This window comes from Marinifilum flexuosum, assembly GCF_003610555.1.
GTDB lineage: Bacteria > Bacteroidota > Bacteroidia > Bacteroidales > Marinifilaceae > Marinifilum > Marinifilum flexuosum.
The window spans coordinates 822,894-840,416 of record NZ_RAPQ01000009.1 but is presented as its reverse complement, the minus strand read 5'-3'; the positions used below and the strand labels follow the sequence as shown (position 1 = coordinate 840,416).

Sequence of the window (17,523 nt, the reverse complement as noted above, 5' to 3'; positions counted from 1 at the left end):
ACTGATCGTGCTGATTGGGATGTTTCCAATCGAATCTTGCTCTCAGAATAATAAGAAAGCAATGAAAGTTCAACATACAAACCGATTGTCTCAGGAAAATAGTCCATACTTGTTGCAACATGCACATAATCCAGTTGATTGGTATCCATGGGGAGAAGAAGCCTTGCAAAAGGCAAAGAATGAGAATAAAGTAATACTGGTTAGTATTGGCTATGCTGCCTGTCATTGGTGTCATGTAATGGAACGCGAGAGTTTCGAGAATGAAGAGATTGCTAAAATTATGAACGAATTTTTCGTTTGTATTAAAGTAGATAGAGAGGAGCGACCTGACATTGATAGGATCTACATGGATGCTGTGCAATTGATGACGGGTAGTGGTGGTTGGCCACTCAATTGTTTTGCCATGCCCGATGGAAAACCATTTTTTGGAGGAACCTATTTTCGACCGAATGATTGGGTAAGAGTATTACAAGGTATTCAAAGTGCATGGCTAAGCGAGAAAGATAAAGTTGAAAAAGTGGCTGGTCAGATTTCAGAAGGAGTAAGGAGCAATGAACTGATTGAAGTAAAATCGGAACTCAAACCATTTGATTTGGATGATATGAAATCGGGTTATGAAAATTGGCAGAAGGATTTCGATAAACTTGAAGGTGGTAATAATCGCGCCCCTAAATTTCCATTGCCAGGTTCTCTTCAGTTTTTGCTTCGATATTATCATGCCAGCAAAGATCGATCAGCTTTAGATCATGTGGTGCTTACACTGGATAAAATGGCGGCAGGAGGAATTTATGATCAAATTGGTAGCGGCTTTGCCAGATATTCGGTGGATGCAATTTGGAAAGTCCCTCATTTTGAAAAGATGCTATATGATAATGCTCAATTGGTAAGTTTATATGCCGAGGCATATAGCTTGACGAAAATTCCAGAGTACAAAAGGGTAATGGAGGAGACATTGGATTTTATTGATCGTGAATTGAGTTTGCCAAATGGAGGATTTTATTCTTCTTTGGATGCCGATAGCGAAGGTGTTGAAGGCAAATTCTATGTTTGGGAAAAATCAGAAATAGAAAGTGTTTTAAAAGAAGATGCCGAATGGTTTTGCGAGTATTTTGGTGTTAGCGAAAAAGCGAATTGGGAAGAAGGAAACATTTTAATGATTTCGGCCGATAAAAATGAGATCGCTAAGAGATTGGGAATTAGTATAAAACAATTTGATGAGAAAGTGAAGGAAGCTTCGAATAAATTGTTGTCAAAGCGTGAAGAAAGGATTCGTCCTGGTTTGGATGACAAAGCTTTAACCAGTTGGAATGCTTTGATGATTAAAGGATATGTGGATGCTTACAAGGCATTGGGAAAACAAGAATATCTGGAAAGAGCTGAGAAAGCAATGCATTTTATCGAGACAAACTTGATGAAAGGAGAAGGCCATTTGTTCCGAAATTACAAGGATGGAGTTTCGAAAATCAATGCTTTTCTTGATGATTATTCTTTTACCATTGAAGCTTACGTTGCCTTATATCAGGCCAGTTTTAAAGAAGATTATTTAATTAAAGCTGATCGATTGATGAAAGTGGTAATGGCACATTTTTCAGACGAAAAATCAGGAATGTTTTTCTATACATCTAATGAGGATCCTGATTTAATAGCGAGAAAAATGGAACTGCTGGACAATGTAATTCCATCATCAAATTCTTCTATTTCAAAATCTCTTTTCGTATTGGGAATCTACCTGGAGAAGGAAACTTTCAAGGAAAGATCGAAACAAATGTTGGCCAATGTTTACGAACGAATGTTAAAAGTACCATCCTATCATTTTAATTGGGGACAATTGTTTTTTTACTTGGCTAATTCAACCTACGAATTGGTGATAATGGGTGATTTAGCAATGGATGAGAAACAAAAAATAGAATCTTTGTTTTTGCCTAATGTACTTATTGCAGGAAGTTTAACCGAGAGTGAATTGCCTTTGTTGAAAAATCGTTATGTTGCTAACCAAACAACTTTTTATCTTTGTAAAAATAGAAGCTGTAAAATTCCCGTTACTAGTGTAGAGGAATTATTGGATCAGTTACATGAAGAATTCAAGTATATATAAAGTGGATGCAAATAATCAGCCATTTAAGAGCAGAAAGTACATTGTTCAGGCTTTGCGATCTTAAAAATGAGAAATTTGCGACCTCTGCGTGAAAATAGATAAACTAAAAACCAAATAATAATGACAAGCAAAACAACCCGTAACTTACTATTAGCAGGATTGGTATTTATATTAGCAGCCTGTGCTACTGTTCCAATCACCGGACGTAAACAAATGAATCTTTTCCCTGAGCGTGAAATGATTTCTACAAGTCTTACGCAATATGATGCTTTTTTAAAGGAAAATAAACTATCGAAAGACAAAGCGAAAGTAGCCATGGTTAAATCATGTGGCGATCGTATAGCCAAGGCAGTAGAAGAATTCATGAATGCCAATGGTATGGGAGATAGAGTTGCCAATTTCCAATGGGAATTTAATTTGGTTGAAGATGATACACCAAATGCATGGTGTATGCCTGGAGGAAAAGTGGTTTTCTATACAGGGATTTTACCATACACTCAAACTGAAACAGGATTGGCAGTAGTTATGGGACACGAAATTGCTCATGCTGTAGCGCGTCATGGTAATGAGCGTATGAGTCAGCAAATGGGAATTCAAGCTTTGGGGCAAGGTTTAGCAATTGCTTTAAATGAAAAACCTGCAGAAACTCAAAAGATCTGGATGACTGCCTTTGGAGTTGGTGCCAATGTTGGTGTTATGCTGCCTTTCTCTCGTTCTCATGAAAACGAAGCTGATAAAATGGGATTGATTTTTATGGCAATGGCTGGTTACGATCCATCTGAAGCTGTTGAATTTTGGAAGCGTATGGGAGAAAGTGGTGGACAAAAGCCACCGGAATTCCTTTCAACTCACCCGGCAGACGATACACGTGTGGCAAATCTAAAAGCATTCCTTCCGGAAGCAATGAAATATTACAAAAAGAGATAAACAGGCACGTGAAAATATCTAAGAGTATCAAATTTAGGTCCTCGGGTACCAAAATTAGGTCCTGAAGGACCAAAAATACATCCTTCAAGACCTCCAAAACATCTTAAAGGATCTCCAAGACATCCTGAAGGACCAAAATTAGGTACTGAAAGACCTTCAAAACATCTTAAAGGCACTAAAAAACATCCTCGAGGACCAAATTTACATCTTCGAGGATGTTTTTTAGGTACTCATTGGGGGTAAAAACATCCTACTTGGGGGTCGAGAGGTACCCTTTGGGGGTTGAAAGGTACCCTTTTAAAGAGCAAATATCATTTTCGAAATTCTTCCTTGTTTTCCAGATGTTCTGAATTCCAAATTTCTTCTGGAATGCTGTCATCATCTTCAGGAAGGATTACCTGAGGTTTTTGCGGTCCTTCATTTCGATAAGCCAAAGCGTAAGTTAAGCCAGAAATGGCTCCGAAAAGATGTCCTTCCCAGGAAACATCCTTTAGGATTGGAAATACACCCCAAAATAATCCACCATAAAGAAAAACCACAACAAATGAAATGGCTATTAGCCTGTAGTAATTGCGGAAAATACCACTAAAAAACAGGAAAGAAGCGAATGAGTACACCAATCCGCTGGCACCAATATGATAGGCTTCTCGTGCTCCTACCCAAACCAGTATGTTGGTAGTTAGATAACAAAGAATAAAAATTCGGTAAGACAGAGGTCGATAGAAATAAAAGATTCCCCAACTCAATACAAGAAAAGGAACCGAATTGGCCATTAAATGTTGAAAATCTCCGTGAATTAAAGGACTTGTGATAATTCCCAATAAACCTTTTACATGTAATGGAAAAACACCCAGTTGTGTGAAGTTTAAACCCAATCCCCATTCAAAAATCTTAATCGCCCAAATGAGAATCAAAAAAGCGAGTGGAAAAATTAAACTGTGTTTCAGTTTTAATTGTTCAAATTCCTTGTTGTATGGTTCAGGTCTTCTCAAATAGATTACTGGTTGATTTCACTTTCATTGTTGGCAACTTCCGGAATAAATTCAGGAGCTGATTTGTCCACCAATTTACCATCGATACACTCTACGGTTCTGGCAGGGAATTTTTTTAGTAAATCGTGTTGGTGAGTTGCCATGATTACAGTTCGCCCGTTTTTACTGATGTCCATCATCAATTGCGCCAGTTCATCCGAAGTTTCAGGATCTAAATTACCAGTTGGCTCGTCAGCAAGAATAATATCAGGAGAATTCAATAGAGCACGAGCAATCACAACACGCTGCTGCTCACCTCCCGATAGTTCGTGAGGCATTTTATAACCTTTATTACCCATGTGAACCTTTTCCAGAACCTCAACAATTCTGTTTTCGATTTCTTTTTTGTTTTTCCAACCCGTTGCTTTTAAAACAAATTCCAGATTATCTTTTACCGATCGGTCGGTAAGTAGCTGAAAATCCTGAAATATAATTCCTATTTTTCTTCGTAGAAAAGGAACTTGCTTGCGCTTGATAATTGGAAGGTAATATCCAGCTACCGAACCACCTCCATCTCTTAATGGCAAATCTGCATATAAAGTTTTTAGTAGACTCGATTTTCCACTTCCTACTTTACCAATTAAATAAACAAATTCGTTTTTCTCGATTTTCAGATTAACATCGGTAAGAATAATGTTATCCGCTTGACGGATAGTAGCATTTTTCAATTCTATTATTGCAGATTCTGACATGTGTGTTCGTTTTGCGAGTTGTAATAAATACGTCGATTTACAAATCTAAAAAATTATTTCTCGTATCACTTTTTTCTTCCTCATTAATTCTTAACAAAAGAGACAATTTTTCTGAAGAAGCTTCGTTTGAAAGTACTATAAAGAAGTATATTATTTTTACCTTTAAGGCTGGTTTTAAAAATTACGAAATACTGCAAGTTTAGTACTTTTCGGAATCATTAATTCACACAATAATACCTACACACAAAAGCATGAGAAGCAGATATTTATTATGGTTTTTTTTGTCGCTACTTTTGATAAGTATCAACAATCCATCGCAAGCTCAAAAATCTTTAAATCATTATTCCGATTCTCAAATTTGGCAATCGGCCAATGAAAAGTTTCAAAACAAGAATTTTGGAGCTGCTCGCAAAGAGTTTCAAGAGTTCATAAATAGAAATAGCACCGAGTTTTCCGAAAAAAGGTCTCAAGCAGAGTTTTATATGGCGCTTTGTTCTATTGAATTGTTTCGCCCTGGTGCTGAGGAGGAGATGAAAACATTCATCAGGAATTATCCTGAAAGTAATAAAATTCAATTGGCCTATTTTCAATTGGGACGCCAGCAATATCGCAATAAAAAATACAAAGCAGCATTGTTGTGGTTCAAGCAGGTTGATCCTTATTTGTTAAAAAATGATGATTTAACTGAATATCGATTCAAGATTGCTTATTCGTATTTCCGAAAAGCGGATTATGAGAATGCCAGAAAGAATTTTTACGAGATTATTGAGGTGTCGGGTGATTACAATGCTCCGGCAAATTACTACTATTCGCACATTGCTTATTTAAATAAGAATTACCAAACCGCTTTAAGCGGATTTGAAAAGTTGGAGTCCAATAAAACTTTTGCTCCAATTGTACCTTATTACATTTGCCAGATTTACTTTTTGCAAGAACGATATCAGGATCTTTTAAGTTATGCACCTAAATACTTGGATGATGCAAGTGTGAAGCGACAAGATGAAATTGCCAAAATGATTGGGTTGGCTTATTATCAGGAAAAGGAATATGCCAAAGCCATACCATATCTTGAAAAAGGAAAGAAGAGCTTGGTTCGCGAAGAAAAATTTGCTTACGGATATTGTCTTTACAAGCAAAAAAGATATGAAGAGGCCATTCCACAGTTCGAAAAAGTGGGAGGTGAAGATGATGAAATGCTTCAGGTGGCGACTTTCTGTTTGGCAGATTCTTACTTAAAATCGGGAAATAAAAATGGAGCCAAAGCGGCATTTGCCAGTGCAGCAAGAATGGATTTCGATAAGAGTATGCAGCAAGATGCTTTATTTAACTATGCCAAGCTAACTTACGAACTATCTTATTCTCCTTTTAACGAAACCATTAAGGCCTTCGATGAATATTTGCAAAAATATCCCGATTCGGACCGAAATGATGAGGCCTACGATTATTTGGTGAAGGTGTATATGACCACCAAAAATTATTCGGATGCCATTGCTTCCATGGATAAAATCAAGAACAAAACGCCTGAGATTGAGAAGGCGTATCAGCGTGTTTCTTTCCTGCGTGGATTAGAGTTGATGAAACAGCTGAAGTACGAAGAAGCCATTCAAGCTTTCGATTTGTCTTGGAAATACCGCATGTACAATTCGAATATTTCAGCCGAAAGATTATATTGGAAAGCGGAAGCGAATTATCGTTTGGGCAATTTGAAAGAGGCAATTACACAGTTTAAAACTTTCTTGGTTTCGCCAGGATCGGGAACTTCTGAATATTTTGGACAAGCTTATTACAATATTGCTTATGCCAATTTCGATTTGGATAAATATGATGAGGCATCGGATTGGTTCAGAAAGTTTGTAAATCAGGCCAACGAAAAGAACGAGTTTGTTTCGGATGCATACAATCGTATTGGTGATTGTTTCTTCTTGAATAGAGAATACAATAAAGCAGCTGAATTTTATGCAAAAGCAGCTGATACAACAGGTTGGGATGCTGATTATGCCTTGTATCAACAAGCTTTTTGTATGGGATTATTAAATCAACCGAACGAAAAAGCCAGATTGCTTGAACAAGTGAAAACGAAATACCCAACATCACAATATTCTGATGATGCTTTGTATGAGTTGGCCAGAGCTAAAGTGAAGATGAATAAGCAACGTGAAGCTGCCGGTTTATATCAAGAATTGGTTAAAAATCACTCCAATAGTAGTTTTGCTGCAAAATCATTGGTGCAATTGGGTTTAATGAATTACAACCTGAAAGAATATAAAAAAGCCATTATAAATTATAAAGCAGTAATTACTGAATATCCGCAAAGTCAAGAAAAGCAAAGTGCATTAATTGGTCTTAAGAACGTTTATGTCGATTTAAATAAAGTAAATGAATATTTTGCATTTGTTGAATCGGTAGGAAATGGTTCAATGGTAAGGAGTTCCGAGAAGGATTCATTAACCTATATTTCTGCAGAAAGATTATATATGTCTGGTGAGACAGACCAGGGAATTAGAGCTTTTGAAAATTATCTTTCTAATTTTCCATCAGGAATGTTCAGCTTGAATGCTCAATATTACAAGGCTGATGCTGCTTTAAATAGTCAGGATTATGAAAGTGCTCTTGTTGGATTTGAAGAGGTGATTAATCAACCGGATAATTTATTTACGGAAAAAGCTTTATTGGCGGCTTCTCAATTAAATTTTAGGAATAAAAGTTTTGATAAATCTAAAAATCAATATCAGCGATTAATAAAAACTGCAGAGATTCCAGAAAATATTAATGTTGCTAGGGTTGGTTTGATGCGCTCAGTATACAATTTGGGTGAGTTCGATTTGGCCATTGATGCTGCAAGTAATGTGTTGGAAATGCCCAAAATTCAAGAAGAGATGATTCGTGAAGCGACTTTTAAAAGAGCTAAGTCTCATTTGAATCTGAATAGAAAAGCACATGCTTTAAAAGACTTCAAAAACTTATCGAAGGAAGTTCAAAGTGTGGAAGGAGCTGAAGCAAAATTCAGGATTGCAGAAATCTACTTTGCTCAAAACAAATTTAATGAAGCCGAAAAAGAAATTAATAGCTTTATTGAAATGAATTCGCCGCATCATTATTGGTTGGCGGAAAGTTTCTTGCTGCTTTCGGACGTTTTCCTAAAAAAGAATGATGAATTTCAGGCCAAATATACGCTACAAAGTATTGTTGACAATTATGGCTCGAAAGAAGATGGTATTTTAGAACGCGCTCATGAAAAACTGAATGTTTTATTGGAAGCTGAAAAGCTTAAAGAGAAGGAAGTTGCCAGCCAATCGGTGGAACTACAGTTTGAAGGAACAGATAGCATTCAGAATAAAAAACTATTCGAAGGAAACTCTGCAAAAAGTGATTCCTTAGGATTAGATGAGGAACGGTTGATGTTGCAGGAAATGTTAGAAGAAGAAAAAGAAGTTGAGTAGCATGATAATTAGAGAAACAATGTTGAAAAAGATTTTATTAGCAATTGTAGTTATCGGATTTTCCTACTCAATTGCATTGTCACAAGAACAAAGAGAGTTAGATAAAGAAGTTAAGGTAAGAACAACTTATCAGCCAAAAATAAATAAGGCTTTAAGATTAGGGAAACTTCCGGTAATTAAAGATACAAGCACATTTACACCAAGCTTTGATTATTTTATTCAGGCAAAACCTTTAAGTGTTGGCTTTTCGCCTGCTGAGATTCCAGCTGCTAAAATTGTGGGAGAACCATTAAAAAAATTGAATTCCCATACTTTAACTTTAGCAGGAGGAAATTACTCTACTCTTTTTGGAGATTATCGATTTAATAATCAGCGATCAAAAACTGCAGATATAGGTTTTCATTTACGACATTACTCAACCAATGGAAAATTGAAATTGGAGGATGATGATAAAGTAAAACCGGATTTTACAGAGCAATTGGCAGAAGTATATGGAACTGCATACCTTGATGAAGGAAAGGTATCAGGAAAATTGTTTTACAAGCATACAGGATTCAATTACTTTGGCTTTCCACAATTAGATGATATTGAGGGAACAACTACCAATTTATTTCCTTACAATGAGCAAAAACTAAACAATTTTGGTTTAAATGCTTTGTATCAATCTAACTTTAAAAATGAGGAACAATTGAATTTCGGTTTGGGATTAAAGTATGAGCACTTTTCGGATGATATTGATGCAAAAGAAAATGATATTTTAATTTCAGGAAATGCCAGAATTAGAAGAGGAGATGCATTTTTGAGCTTAAAGTCAGAGTTTGATTATTTTGCCATTGATGGTTTAAACTATTGGGAAGATTCAAACTGGCTTACTGAAAGAAAAACTTTAAAATGGAGTTTAAACCCTCAATACCTATTGCAAACCGGAAACTTTAACCTTCAGTTGGGAGTGAATGCAGTTTTGGCAACTGGCGATGATTCTGAAACCAAACTTTACCCAGATGTAAAGGTAGATTTCGAGGCAATTGAAGGAATAATGAGCTTGTTTGCAGGATTAAATGGTGATTTGAAGATGAATCGTTATAAAGATATTGTAGAAGAAAATCGATTCATTTATTCGGGATTGAATGTTTTGCCAAGCAATGTAAAGTATAAATTATTTGGTGGAATTAGAGGAAGTATATCGTCCAACTCATCATTTACCTTAAAAGCAGAATATTCAGCTATCGATAATCAATATTTCTTCGTTCAAAACAATATCTTAATTCCCCAGGAAATGACCATTTCAGGTGTTCCATATTCCAATAAATTTGGAGTTGTTTATGATGATGTAAGTGTACTTCGATTGGGAGCTGAATTAACCATTGGGAGGACTGAGAAGTTGGAATTAAACTCATCTGTTTGGTACAATAACTATTCAATGGATGAATTAGGAGAAGCTTGGCACATGCCGGAATTCGAGATGCAAGTCAGTGCAAAATATTCTTTTACTGATGATTTAACTTTTAATGCAGGTGTTAATATGATTGGAGAGCGTTCTGCTTTATTGGTAAGATATGATTTAACCAGAGTAAAAAAGTTAGAGGCGGTTTATGATTTGAATGTTGGAGCGACTTATAGTGTGAATGAGTATTTTTCAGCTTTTGCACAAGTGAATAACCTTTTTGCTGATAAATATTATCAGTGGGATGGATATCCTTCTCAAGGGCTTAATTTCTTGCTCGGAATAAAAGTTAATCTATAGGAATTAAAAAATAACAATACATGAAGGGATGTCATTACTGGCATCCCTTTTGTTATTACTGACGATAATATATTGTAGATTGAATAGTTTTTACTAGCTTTATTTTAATTAAACATTCTCAAGCACATGAATTTAAATTGTATTTCACGATATAAGAGCGTTATTATCTCATTAGTTGCTTTGTTATTGATATCGGGTTCGGTGTTTGCTCAAGAGGCAGAACGCTGGAAATTATCAGTTAATAACGACAGGAAACCCTTAGAGATTTTAATGGATATTGGGGAAAGCGATCTTGGAGTTACCTACTTGTTTGATATCACCAGAGATACTTTAAACATGTCATTTGTAGCAGAAGAAGCGCTTAGCTGGAAAAAACACGGTGTTAGTGTATATGCTATGCCCAAAGGCAAGGAGGTTTTAAAATTAAAATTAGACGATGAAGACCTGGAAAATGTCCAGGTTGTATTTTATAGAATGTGGAAGGCTATGCCCAAAGGCTTTAAAAATGTAACAACCTTGTTTGAGTTGCGCGAATATGGTGTTACAGAATCAGGGAAGAAAGTAGATAATTTCATCATCAAATTTAAAATGAAAAAACCACGAAGAGGACAATCGATTTCTTTTTAAGATGGTGATTTTCAAATAAACATAAACTTAATTTGGGTTTTGCTAGTTTTTGCGATTAAATTGCCTTCGTCAAAAACCACTATATAGCATTATTTTTAATGATTTTCCTACCTTTAGATTCATCATTTTTATTATCTTTGTTTAACTTTTGTTTCTTGGCTTTGGTTGATTGGTAAGATGTTGGTATTTAAGAGTTTTGATCTTGTGTATGAATGGTTCATTTTCCAATTTTTGAGAATTAAAATCCAAGCCATTAAACTTTCTGAAATTTGCACAAAAAATATTAGAGTTTGGTATCGATAATCAGAGTTTACTTTTCGATTGTCTACTAAATTCTATTTCGAAAAACTAAAGATCTGTTAGATGAGTGATTTAGAAAATAAACCAAATGGAAATGCCGAATATTCCGCGGATAGTATTCAGGTATTAGAAGGTTTGGAAGCGGTTCGTAAACGCCCTTCCATGTACATTGGAGATGTTAATGTTAAAGGTTTACACCATTTGGTGTACGAGGTGGTAGATAACTCTATTGATGAAGCTTTAGCAGGATATTGTAATAATATTGAAGTTTTTATTAACGAGGATAACTCCATTACCGTTAAGGATGATGGTCGTGGGATTCCAACAGAAATGCACCAGAAAGAGAATAAATCTGCTCTTGAGGTTGTAATGACTGTTCTTCATGCTGGTGGTAAATTTAACAAGGACTCATATAAAGTTTCTGGTGGTTTGCATGGTGTAGGGGTTTCTTGTGTGAATGCTTTGTCTACTTTGCTAAGGGCAGAGGTTCATCGTGATGGGAATGTTTACCTTCAGGAATATAGTCAAGGAAAGGCAAAAGAAGATATTAAAATTATCGGTAAAACTGATGTTACTGGTACTATCATCTCGTTTAAGCCTGATGAGTCTATATTCTTAACTACAGAATATAAGTATGATATTCTTGCTGCAAGAATGAGAGAATTGGCTTTCTTGAATAAGAATATTCGATTAGATATTACTGACAAACGTGAAAAGAACGAAGAAGGAGAGTATCGTCATGATTCTTTCTATTCTGAAGAAGGATTGAAAGAGTTTGTTGAATACCTAGATACAACTCGTGAGCGTTTAATTGAAGATACAATTCATGTATCAACAGAAAAGAATGAGGTTCCTGTTGAGATTGCACTTCAATACAATACTTCTTTCTCTGAAAATATTCATTCGTACGTTAATAATATTAACACTATCGAAGGTGGTACTCACCTTACAGGTTTCCGTAGAGGTTTAACTCGTACTTTAAAGAACTTTGCTGAGAAATCAGGAATGTTGGCTAAGCTGAAATTCGATATTAGTGGTGATGACTTCCGTGAAGGTTTAACTGCGGTTGTTTCTGTAAAAGTTGCAGAACCTCAATTCGAAGGACAGACAAAAACCAAATTAGGTAACTCTGAAGTTTCTGCGGCAGTTGATCAAGCTGTTAGTGCTTCTTTATCGAACTATTTGGAAGAACATCCAAAGGATGCTAAAACTATTGTTCAGAAGGTGATTATGGCGGCTACGGCACGTCATGCAGCTCGTAAAGCAAGAGAATTAGTACAAAGAAAAACAGTTCTTGGTGGTTCAGGTCTTCCTGGTAAATTATCTGACTGTTCTGATAAGGATCCTGCAAACTGTGAGATTTTCCTTGTCGAGGGAGATTCGGCAGGTGGTACTGCTAAGCAAGGTCGTGATCGTAAATTTCAGGCTATTCTTCCTTTGAAAGGTAAGATTTTGAATGTTGAAAAAGCGATGCAACATAAGGTGTTCGAAAGTGATGAGATTAAAAATATCTTTACAGCTTTAGGAATTACTTTTGGAACTGAAGATGACAGCAAGGCTGTTAATATGGAGAAGTTACGTTATCACAAGATTGTAATCATGTGTGATGCCGACGTCGACGGTAGCCACATTGCAACTTTGATTATGACATTCTTCTTCCGTTACATGAAGCCGCTTATCGAAAATGGATACTTGTATATTGCAACTCCTCCATTGTATTTGGTGAAAAAAGGAAAGAATGCAGAATATTGCTGGAACGAAGATCAAAGACTTCGCTTGATTGAAGAGTGGGGTGGCGGAAAAGAAAGTTCTATGCACATCCAGCGTTACAAAGGTCTTGGAGAGATGAGTGCGGAACAATTATGGGAAACTACAATGAATCCGGAATTCAGAACTTTACGCCAGGTAACTATCGAAAATGCAGCAGAAGCTGATCATGTATTCTCAATGTTGATGGGAGATGAAGTTCCACCACGTAGAGAATTTATTGAGAAAAATGCAACTTACGCTAATATTGATGCATAAGTTTTAAATAAAAAATCTGAAGCCCTTGAGAATTTCTCAAGGGCTTTTTTGATAATTGTTCAAATCAATTTTCGGTTTTTATCAAATGATAATTGCTTAGATGTATCTTTTGGCTTTCATTAAATGATAATTGTTCGAAAAACATTTTTTTGGCCTTTTATTAAATGATAAAGGATCAAAAAATCAATATTTTACCCTTTCATTAAATAATAACAAGCCGAAGTATATTTTATATTGGAGTAATCACTACTAAATCAAGATTAAAAATGAATATCTGTGTATTTTGTTCTTCAAGTAACTCTTTGGATGAAGTGTATTTTAACGAAGCTACTGAACTCGGTAAATTAATTGGTTCAAATCATCATGGATTGGTTTATGGAGGAACCAATGTTGGCCTAATGAATGAGGTGGCTGAATCTGTGAAAACATCAGGAGGAAAAGTGTTAGGTGTAATTCCTAAGCTGATAAATGATTATGGAATTTCTGCCGACTTTTTGGATGAATTAATTATAACGCCAGACATGGCAGAAAGAAAAAAGCTATTACGCGATAAATCTGATGCTTTTATTGCTCTCCCTGGTGGTTTTGGAACATTGGAGGAAATATTAGAGGTAATTACATTAAAGCAATTGGGCTATCACAATAAACCTATTGTATTTATTAATACAAATGACTTTTACGAGAATTTAAAAGCTCAATTTGAACTATCTTATCAAGAAAAGTTTGCTAAACCTGAATACAGTAAATTGTTCTACTTTGCTACTGATTTTAAAAATGCAATGTCCTATATCGAGAACTACAAACAAGAAGATAGGGGTACAAAATGGGATTAATTAATTGAGAATTGCTTATTGATAGAATCCAATAAAGTTTTTGTTTTAACAGGTTTCACGATGTAATCATCACAGCCAGCAGCAATGGCTTTGGTTTTGTTTTCTGTTTCAACAAAAGCTGTTTGTCCAATAATTGGGATTGCGGCATTTCGATGCTTTATTCTTTTGGTAGCCTCGTAGCCATTCATTACTGGCATTTGAATGTCCATTAAAACAATATCAACCTTAACCGATTCGCACAATGAAATAGCTTCAATGCCATTTTTAGCCCAAAATATTTGGGCTTGAGTGTGCTCTAATGCAGTTTTAAAATAAGTGAAGTTATTTCTTTGATCATCAACTATCAGAATTTTCTTACCGCTCCAATTATAGTGGTTTTCTTTTTGCAATTCATCCTCTTTTTCCAAACTAAAAGGGAATTGTATATAAAAACAAGTTCCCATATTTTCCTTTGATTCTACTCTAATTTTTCCACCAAGAACCTCAGTTAGTCTGTGGGTAATTGTAAGACCTAAGCCGGTTCCACCATATTGTCTGGTGTCTGACCCATCAATTTGTCTGAACGACATAAAGATATCCTTTAAAGCATTTTCAGGAATACCAATACCAGTATCTTTTACATATATTTCAATTGCAGATTCATTTTCTATGGTTTGATATCCAAATTCTATTGAACCTTCATTTGTAAATTTTATAGCATTATCTAATAAGTTGTGTAAAAGTTGTTCTAATCTTTTTGCATCGGTAAACAAAAGAGCATCTTTATCACTTAATGCTTTTTGTACTTGTAATGTGATATGAGATTTATTGATACTATTTTTTAGACCATAAAATTTCTCAAAAAGAACAGTAAGAATACCATTAAGATTATAATTTGCCCAATTCAAATTGATTTGTCTCGATTCAATTTTAGACAAATCAATTATGTTATTGATGAGCTGCAATAGATTATTACTACTTTGTTTAATTAATTCTCCATATTCAAGTCTTTCGTTGTCATTGATGTGTTGAGAGGTCATAATATCAGTAAATCCGATAATATGATTCATTGGAGTTCTAATTTCATGAGACATGTTTGCCAAGAATGCCGATTTCAAAAGATCTGATTCTTCGGCTTTATTTTTTGCCTCAGTTAGATGTTTTTCATATAGTTTTCGTTGTGTTATGTCACGATAAATACCAAAAATTGCAATAGGTTTATCATCAATTATAATAGGGTTTCCTACAATTGACACATCAATTAATTCTCCGGTTTTGCACTTTCGTTTTGTTTCTATTTCAACAAGTCGCCCATTGGTAGTTAAGGTATTTAATTTATTTGCCTCTCCTTGTCTTTTTTCATCGGCAAGTAAGTTATCAATAACCACTCCTTTTATATCTTCCGAAGTGTAACCAAAAAGTTCAGTGAATTTCTTATTGATTTTAATTCCTTTACTTTCAATATCGGTAATGGCAATTGCTTCTGGTGAATTTTCAAATAACTGCTCAAAATAAGCGGTTTCAATATTTAACTGTCGCTCAATATTGTCGCGTTTTGAAATCATTTGGTTGGCTAGTTCACCTAACTCTTTGTATTCCTTAAATTGTAATGTAGAAGTATTTATTCTTAGTGACTCAGATGCTGCTTTTTCAAAGAATCTAGTGAAAACATGTAAGCCATTTTTTGTAATTCTAACTACATATCTTGAGAAAATGATAATACAAATAACAACCAACACAACCAGAATTACCCCATTCAGAATATAATTGTTTACGTTTGCTTTTAATTCATTATTTCTTTTTTTAATGGTTTGATTCAACTCTTCTAAATGAATGCCTGAACCAATCACCCATTGCCAATCTTTGTATGCTTTTGCATAAGTTAATTTAGGCAAGGGTAGTTCGTTAGAGTTGGCAAATGGGTCTAGATACTCTATAAAGCCACCTTCAGAATCAGTGCCTCTCGAAATGAATTCTTTAACAATCTGGTTGCCATTTCCATCATATGTAGTCCATAAATTTTTTCCAATTAACGCTTTATTGGTGTGGGCAAGACATGTTCCATCGAAGCTTATAACAGCAATCGTGAAACTATCATCAAATCGTAAATCGGTAATTTTATCCAGAATTTTCTCCTGAATTTCAAGTTTGTAATTATTTACGTATTGAGTGCAGCCAATATACCAATCGAACTCTTTAAATAGTTTAACAAAGGAAATTTTTGGATGAATTTTCTGATTGTTTTCAACTTGCCAGGAATAGTCGGTATAACCTTCTCCTGCTGACTTTGCAGTTTCAATTTCATTTTGAATAATCGGAACACCATAAACATCTTTTACCTGAAGTTTGTTTCGTCCAATCCATTCAGGATTTTTAGGGTCCATAACCACGGTCCCATTTAATTTGTTGATGTAGAAATAACCATCACCATTATTAAAACGAACCGGGTTTAATGCATTGATTATTAATTTTTGAAGCTCTTTTTTTGACAGTTTGTCTTTATAGCTTTTGTATAGGTTAGTTGCTATGCTGTGTGCTTCGTAAACTCTACTGCTTATATCTTTCTTTAAAAGGTTTCTGGTTTGTAACCTTTCATTTTCAATGTAATTGATGAGAGTTTGTGTTTCCTGTTGTAAGGTCTTTTTCTGGTTTTTTAAGAAATCTTGCCTTATTTGAAGTGACTCACGTTTAAACTTTTGTTTTTCTTGTTGAATGACAAATAAACCAAATACAAGAATTAATCCCATTGAAATGGAGAGCAATGAAAAAAGAAAAACTTTTGAAATGCTTTTGTTGTTTAAGAGTTTAGTGAGAGTGAACTTCATACAATCGAAACAGCGATTTTAAATATTTACAGTACCCGAAAATACTTTTGTTGCAGGCCCAATAAGCCAGACATTATTAATATTTTGTGTGTTTAATCTTTCAAATCTAACTTCCAGATTTCCACCTTTGGTTGTTATTTTGAAATGTTCTTTGTTTTTTTCAAACCCGGAACCAATTGCCGAAGCAACTACACCAGTGCCACATGAATAGGTTTCATCTTCTACTCCTCGTTCGTAGGTACTTACTTGTATACCTTCATCATTAAAGGAAACAAAATTTACGTTCGTACCTTCTATTGCAAATCTTTTGTTGTATCGGATGGCTTTTCCATTTTTGTAGGTATCAAAGTTTGCATGGGAATCAATGAATTCAACATAGTGCGGAGAACCAGTATTCATATAATAATAATTTTCTCCCTTTTCGATCCCAGATACATTGATCATTTTTAGACTAACCTGCACGAAATCTTTTTCATCTTTTACCAAGGCTTCATGTTCTCCATCCACGGCAATAAATAATGTTTTATCTTTGATAATCCCCAGATGATATGCAAAAGCAACAATACATCTGCCACCATTTCCACACATGCTCGCTTCACCACCATCCGAATTGAAGTATCTCATTCGAAAATCATAACCTTTAGCATTCTCTAATAGCATTAAACCATCTGCACCAATACCAAATCTTCTATGGCATAAGTGTTCAATCAACTTTTTGTTATCCGGAGATATAATATTATTACGGTTATCAATTAGAACAAAATCATTTCCAGTTCCCTGATATTTCCAAAATTTTATCTGCATTCTTGTGTAATCCTGTTAATAAGTGTTAAATACGTTAAAATTCAAAACACTTCTAAACTTATATCGTTAAAATTGTAGCATAAAAGTAAGAATCTTATTGGTTTTACCCTTATTTCCAAAAGTGAAAAGTGTAAGAATTTGATGAATGTTAATTCAATGATAAATATCTATTGATTATATGAATCTGATTTCGTAACTTTT

11 protein-coding genes are annotated in these 17,523 nt (G+C 34.8%); 7 read left to right on the top strand and 4 right to left on the bottom strand.

Annotated features, from left to right (window positions below; all coding sequences use genetic code 11):
• The first annotated feature begins 61 nt into the window (after positions 1-61).
• Together BXY64_RS13380 and BXY64_RS13375 are read left to right on the top strand one after the other, a co-directional pair.
• The gene (locus tag BXY64_RS13380) at positions 62-2,095 is read left to right on the top strand and encodes a thioredoxin domain-containing protein (RefSeq protein WP_120240533.1); all 2,034 of its coding nucleotides are present in this window, start codon (positions 62-64) and stop codon (positions 2,093-2,095) included.
• 120 nt (positions 2,096-2,215) lie between these two features.
• Positions 2,216-3,022, top strand: coding sequence for a M48 family metallopeptidase (locus BXY64_RS13375; protein ID WP_120240484.1), 807 nt, complete (start codon positions 2,216-2,218; stop codon positions 3,020-3,022).
• A gap of 311 nt (positions 3,023-3,333) precedes the next feature.
• Here the strand turns inward: BXY64_RS13375 and BXY64_RS13365 are convergent, their stop codons facing one another.
• Positions 3,334-4,014, bottom strand: coding sequence for a rhomboid family intramembrane serine protease (locus BXY64_RS13365; RefSeq protein ID WP_110360918.1), 681 nt, complete (start codon positions 4,012-4,014; stop codon positions 3,334-3,336).
• 5 nt (positions 4,015-4,019) lie between these two features.
• Positions 4,020-4,745, bottom strand: a complete 726-nt coding sequence (locus tag BXY64_RS13360) for a cell division ATP-binding protein FtsE (RefSeq protein ID WP_120240482.1) — start codon at positions 4,743-4,745, stop codon at positions 4,020-4,022.
• A gap of 251 nt (positions 4,746-4,996) precedes the next feature.
• Here BXY64_RS13360 and BXY64_RS13355 point away from each other — a divergent pair, with 251 nt between their 5' ends.
• The 5 genes from BXY64_RS13355 to BXY64_RS13335 all read left to right on the top strand — a co-directional run bounded on the left by BXY64_RS13355 (position 4,997) and on the right by BXY64_RS13335 (position 13,714).
• Positions 4,997-8,185 carry a tetratricopeptide repeat protein gene (locus BXY64_RS13355; RefSeq protein WP_120240481.1) on the top strand — a complete coding sequence of 1,063 codons (3,189 nt, stop codon included), beginning with the start codon at positions 4,997-4,999 and terminating at the stop codon, positions 8,183-8,185.
• 19 nt (positions 8,186-8,204) lie between these two features.
• Entirely contained in the window at positions 8,205-9,929 is a 1,725-nt protein-coding gene (locus BXY64_RS13350) for a TonB-dependent receptor (protein ID WP_147375993.1), read from the top strand.
• A 126-nt stretch (positions 9,930-10,055) separates the two neighbouring features.
• The gene (locus BXY64_RS13345; protein ID WP_120240479.1) at positions 10,056-10,556 is read left to right on the top strand and encodes a hypothetical protein; all 501 of its coding nucleotides are present in this window, start codon (positions 10,056-10,058) and stop codon (positions 10,554-10,556) included.
• Positions 10,557-10,919: 363 nt separating this feature from the next.
• Complete coding sequence (gyrB, locus tag BXY64_RS13340; RefSeq protein WP_120240478.1) at positions 10,920-12,881, top strand: DNA topoisomerase (ATP-hydrolyzing) subunit B; 1,962 nt, start codon at positions 10,920-10,922, stop codon at positions 12,879-12,881.
• Between the two features lie 266 nt (positions 12,882-13,147).
• Complete coding sequence (locus BXY64_RS13335; RefSeq protein ID WP_120240477.1) at positions 13,148-13,714, top strand: LOG family protein; 567 nt, start codon at positions 13,148-13,150, stop codon at positions 13,712-13,714.
• Here the strand turns inward: BXY64_RS13335 and BXY64_RS13330 are convergent.
• Complete coding sequence (locus BXY64_RS13330; RefSeq protein WP_120240476.1) at positions 13,711-16,518, bottom strand: cache domain-containing protein; 2,808 nt, start codon at positions 16,516-16,518, stop codon at positions 13,711-13,713. The genes BXY64_RS13335 and BXY64_RS13330 overlap by 4 nt on opposite strands.
• Positions 16,519-16,536: 18 nt before the next feature.
• Complete coding sequence (dapF, locus tag BXY64_RS13325) at positions 16,537-17,322, bottom strand: diaminopimelate epimerase (protein WP_120240475.1); 786 nt, start codon at positions 17,320-17,322, stop codon at positions 16,537-16,539.
• Positions 17,323-17,523 lie beyond the last annotated feature (201 nt).

What these genes read in the sequence shown, in the direction of transcription:
- BXY64_RS13380 (WP_120240533.1), top strand. Translation starts at nt 62, where the DNA reads ATGAAAGTTCAACATACAAACCGATTGTCTCAGGAAAATAGTCCATAC.
- BXY64_RS13375 (WP_120240484.1), top strand. Translation starts at nt 2,216, where the DNA reads ATGACAAGCAAAACAACCCGTAACTTACTATTAGCAGGATTGGTATTT.
- BXY64_RS13360 (WP_120240482.1), bottom strand. Translation starts at nt 4,745, where the DNA reads ATGTCAGAATCTGCAATAATAGAATTGAAAAATGCTACTATCCGTCAA.
- BXY64_RS13355 (WP_120240481.1), top strand. Translation starts at nt 4,997, where the DNA reads ATGAGAAGCAGATATTTATTATGGTTTTTTTTGTCGCTACTTTTGATA.
- BXY64_RS13350 (WP_147375993.1), top strand. Translation starts at nt 8,205, where the DNA reads ATGTTGAAAAAGATTTTATTAGCAATTGTAGTTATCGGATTTTCCTAC.
- BXY64_RS13345 (WP_120240479.1), top strand. Translation starts at nt 10,056, where the DNA reads ATGAATTTAAATTGTATTTCACGATATAAGAGCGTTATTATCTCATTA.
- gyrB (WP_120240478.1), top strand. Translation starts at nt 10,920, where the DNA reads ATGAGTGATTTAGAAAATAAACCAAATGGAAATGCCGAATATTCCGCG.
- BXY64_RS13335 (WP_120240477.1), top strand. Translation starts at nt 13,148, where the DNA reads ATGAATATCTGTGTATTTTGTTCTTCAAGTAACTCTTTGGATGAAGTG.
- BXY64_RS13330 (WP_120240476.1), bottom strand. Translation starts at nt 16,518, where the DNA reads ATGAAGTTCACTCTCACTAAACTCTTAAACAACAAAAGCATTTCAAAA.
- dapF (WP_120240475.1), bottom strand. Translation starts at nt 17,322, where the DNA reads ATGCAGATAAAATTTTGGAAATATCAGGGAACTGGAAATGATTTTGTT.